At 44.3% G+C, this 3460-nt stretch carries 4 protein-coding genes and 3 tRNA genes; all 7 read right to left on the bottom strand.

Annotated elements, in window-relative coordinates; all coding sequences use genetic code 11:
* Positions 1–175: 175 nt before the first annotated feature.
* Positions 176–337: a Spo0E family sporulation regulatory protein-aspartic acid phosphatase gene (locus AC29Z1_RS15355; RefSeq protein ID WP_488272329.1), complete on the bottom strand. Its 162-nt coding sequence runs from the start codon at positions 335–337 to the stop codon at positions 176–178.
* Positions 338–755: 418 nt separating this feature from the next.
* Positions 756–831 (bottom strand) — tRNA-Arg (locus tag AC29Z1_RS15350).
* Between the two features lie 19 nt (positions 832–850).
* Positions 851–924 (bottom strand) — tRNA-Gly (locus AC29Z1_RS15345).
* Positions 925–946: 22 nt separating this feature from the next.
* Positions 947–1023 (bottom strand) — tRNA-Pro (locus AC29Z1_RS15340).
* 114 nt (positions 1024–1137) lie between these two features.
* On the bottom strand, positions 1138–1695 hold the full coding sequence (locus AC29Z1_RS15335; protein ID WP_488272328.1) for a Fe-S-containing hydro-lyase: 558 nt from the start codon (positions 1693–1695) through the stop codon (positions 1138–1140).
* Between the two features lie 12 nt (positions 1696–1707).
* On the bottom strand, positions 1708–2553 hold the full coding sequence (locus AC29Z1_RS15330) for a fumarate hydratase (protein ID WP_488272327.1): 846 nt from the start codon (positions 2551–2553) through the stop codon (positions 1708–1710).
* Positions 2554–2565: 12 nt separating this feature from the next.
* A partial coding sequence (locus AC29Z1_RS15325) for an NAD(P)-dependent malic enzyme (protein WP_488272326.1) occupies positions 2566–3460 on the bottom strand: 895 nt, incomplete at its 5' end.

Here is a 3460-nt window from a genome sequence, read left to right as displayed (position 1 = left end):
TGAGGTTACCAGCTAAATACGCATATATTTTGACGCTCGTTTTGCGAGTGTCTATTTAGATGTGGTTTTTTTTGCGCCTTTTTCCAGGAGGGTTTTCACGATAAAAATTTCTGTGGTCTCAGCCCAGACGTGATACTAACAACGAACAAATAAATTGTTCATCTTAAAATTCACATTACAACCTGTCTAAGCTTCTTTGCAGTCTATAGTATACATTTAACTCTGCATCTAACTGCTGACTAGCAATCAAAACTTGAGTGCTAGCTAATCCATAAACATTCGCAAGTTCATGCATTTTTTGACGCAGGCTCTCAATTCTTGCTAAAATTACCATCATCTTACTCAATCCTTTCATTTAAACGACAATATATATTATAACAAATTTTACAAATAATGGAATACTCGGGCAAAAGTTTATATTTTCTGACAAATAAAATCCTTCCTACCTTAAATTGAAAATAATAGGTTTCATCTGCTGAAAATTTTCCACAGCAATCTTTAGATTTCATTATATATAGACATAGGTTGCGACACAAATGTCTTACTCAAGGGTGTTCACGTGAAAAAAGTCGCAGAAGCATTAGGGCATACCAATGTATCCATAACGCTCAACACGTATTCACATTTTATCCCAACGATTCACGATGAGGTAGCAGAGGTAATGGAAGAAATAACAAAAGAACCCACCTGAGATAAGGTAGGTTTTAATGATAAGCAACTTTTAAGCAACTTTTGATATTTTTATGGCTGAAATGTGGCGCGCCTGGCACGATTCGAACGTGCGACCAACCGCTTAGAAGGCGGTTGCTCTATCCCCTGAGCTACAGGCGCATATTATATGAAAATTAAATGGAGCGGGTGAAGGGAATCGAACCCTCGTAGCTAGCTTGGAAGGCTAGTGCTCTACCATTGAGCTACACCCGCATCAAATGGGGTATTATATATGTGGTCGGAGCGGCAGGATTCGAACCTGCGACCCCCTGGTCCCAAGCCAGGTACTCTACCAAACTGAGCCACGCCCCGTAGTCACAAAACATATTATACTGGTATTTAGTTTGTTTGTCAAGCAAATACTTTTTAATTTTTTAGCTGCTGCTCAACGGTTGTTCGTTAAGCAGCAGCCTTTGATTTATCTTTTTATAGTTCGCGGTATTTAGCTTGTCCTTCATCGTAGAAGTTATTGCCCTGGCTATCAATAGCTACAATGGCGGGAAAATCTTCTACGGTCAAACGTGACAAGGCCTCAGTTCCCAGATCTTCGTAAGCGATGACTTCGTATTTTTTAATGGTTTTGGCAATAAGCGCTGCTGCGCCGCCGGTGGCTGTAAAGTATACGGCACCATGTTTTTTCATGGCTTCTACCACTTCAGGCGAACGATAGCCTTTGCCAATCATACCACGCAACCCTTCTTCAAGCATACGCGGAGTGTAGGCATCCATACGGCCACTGGTGGTCGGGCCGGCTGAACCGATAGCTTGGCCTGGTTTAGCAGGAGCTGGGCCTACATAGTAGATGATTTGGTCAGTAAAATCAACCGGCAGTTTTTCACCGGCAGCTAAAGCTTCGGTCATGCGCTTATGAGCAGCATCCCGGGCGGTATAGATAGTACCAGTAATCAAAACTAAATCACCGGCTTTTAGTTGACTGGCTTTTTCTTTGGTTAACGGGGTGACAATTTTAATAGCTTCTTTCATCTGGCTTTCCTCCTACAATTCAACTTCGGCATGGCGAGTGGCATGACAGTTGATATTAATAGCCACAGGCAATCCAGCAATATGTGTTGAATAATATTCAATATTAACAGCCAGCGCTGTCACCCGGCCACCAAGACCTTGCGGACCGACGCCTGTCTTATTGACAAGCTCTAAGAATTCTTGCTCAAGCTTAGCATACTCTTCGTTGGAATTACGTTTAGTGATCGGACGTAACAATGCCTTTTTCGCCAATAGGGCGGCTTTTTCCATCGTGCCACCGATACCAATACCAACAACAATTGGCGGACAAGGATTGGAACCGGCATTAAAGATCGTATCAACAAGGAATTTTCTGATTGCTGGCAAGCCATCAGCAGGCTTGAACATTTTTAAGGCGCTCATGTTTTCACTGCCAAACCCTTTGGGAGCCAGGGTAATTTTTAATTTGTCACCAGGAACAATGCTGGTATGTATGACTGCCGGCGTATTATTACCAGTATTTTTGCGGTTAAATAACGGTTCTGCAACCACTGATTTTCTTAAGTATCCTTCCGTATAACCTTTAGCAACCCCGGCGTTTACGGCATCTTCTAAATTGCCGCCAGTAATATGAACATCCTGGCCAATTTCCAAGAAAACAACCGTCATGCCAGTGTCCTGACAGATAGGCATTTGCTCATCACGGGCAATACAGGCGTTTTCTACCAATTGCGCAAGAATGGCTTTGCCCAGAGGGGATTCTTCTTTCTCCTGGCTAGCCTCCAAAGCGGCACGGATATCATCGGTTAGATAATAGTTTGCATCAACAGCCAGTTTCGCCACAGCGGCTGTGATTTGGGAAGCTTCAATTGTACGCATTATATCCTCCTTTTAACGGTTACGAGCAACTCGTTCTGCAGTTCTTTTCCTAATTTCTTCAGGATCTACATGAATCCGGGCTACCCCTGTCTCGATGGCCGCCTTAGCTACAGCAGCAGCAACAGCCGGCGCCACGCGCGGATCAAAGGCATCTGGCACAATGTAGTCTTCCTTCAGCTCATTGTCAGGTATCAGATCAGCGATAGCGTAAGCAGCAGCAAGCTTCATGGCTTCATTGATCTGTCTGGCTCTTACGTCAAGTGCTCCCCGGAATACACCTGGGAAGACAGTTACATTATTTACCTGGTTAGGCGCATCGGAACGACCTGTGCCGGCAACACGTGCACCGGCAGCTTTTGCTTCCTCATAACTAATTTCCGGTACAGGGTTAGCCATAGCAATAACAATGGGGTCAGGATTCATGCTTTTAATAATTTCTTGAGAAAAAGCACCAGGGGCTGAAACCCCGATCAATGCATCGGCATGTTTAGCTACAGAGGCAAGATGGCCTTCAAGCTTGGTCAGATTAGTAACTTTGGCTAATTCGGTCTGAATCCGGTTCAGTCCAGGCATGCCTTTATACAACGCCCCGTGGACATCCACCATAATGACATTTTTGGCCCCAGCCGCAACTAAGAGACGACCAATAGCGGTACCAGCGGCCCCAGCACCATTAACCACGATTTTCGCCTTCGACAAATCTTTTTTGACAAAGCGGAGGGCGCCAATCAGTGCCGCTACGCATGCAATAGCAGTTCCGTGCTGATCATCATGGAAAACAGGAATATCCAGTTCTTCCTTTAATCGATCTTCAATGTCATAGCATTTGGGTGAAGCAAAATCTTCCAGGTTAATTCCAGCAAAAGTAGGCTGCAACAATTTGACAGTTTCAACAATTCTGTCTGGA

Source organism: Sporomusa sp. (assembly GCF_057736855.1).
Note: the sequence above shows the minus strand (reverse complement) of the source record. Positions and strands in the feature narration are given on the sequence as shown.

Excerpts from the sequence above, each read along its gene's own strand:
- AC29Z1_RS15335 (WP_488272328.1), bottom strand. The coding sequence starts at position 1,695 with ATGAAAGAAGCTATTAAAATTGTCACCCCGTTAACCAAAGAAAAAGCC.
- AC29Z1_RS15330 (WP_488272327.1), bottom strand. The coding sequence starts at position 2,553 with ATGCGTACAATTGAAGCTTCCCAAATCACAGCCGCTGTGGCGAAACTG.
- AC29Z1_RS15355 (WP_488272329.1), bottom strand. The coding sequence starts at position 337 with ATGATGGTAATTTTAGCAAGAATTGAGAGCCTGCGTCAAAAAATGCAT.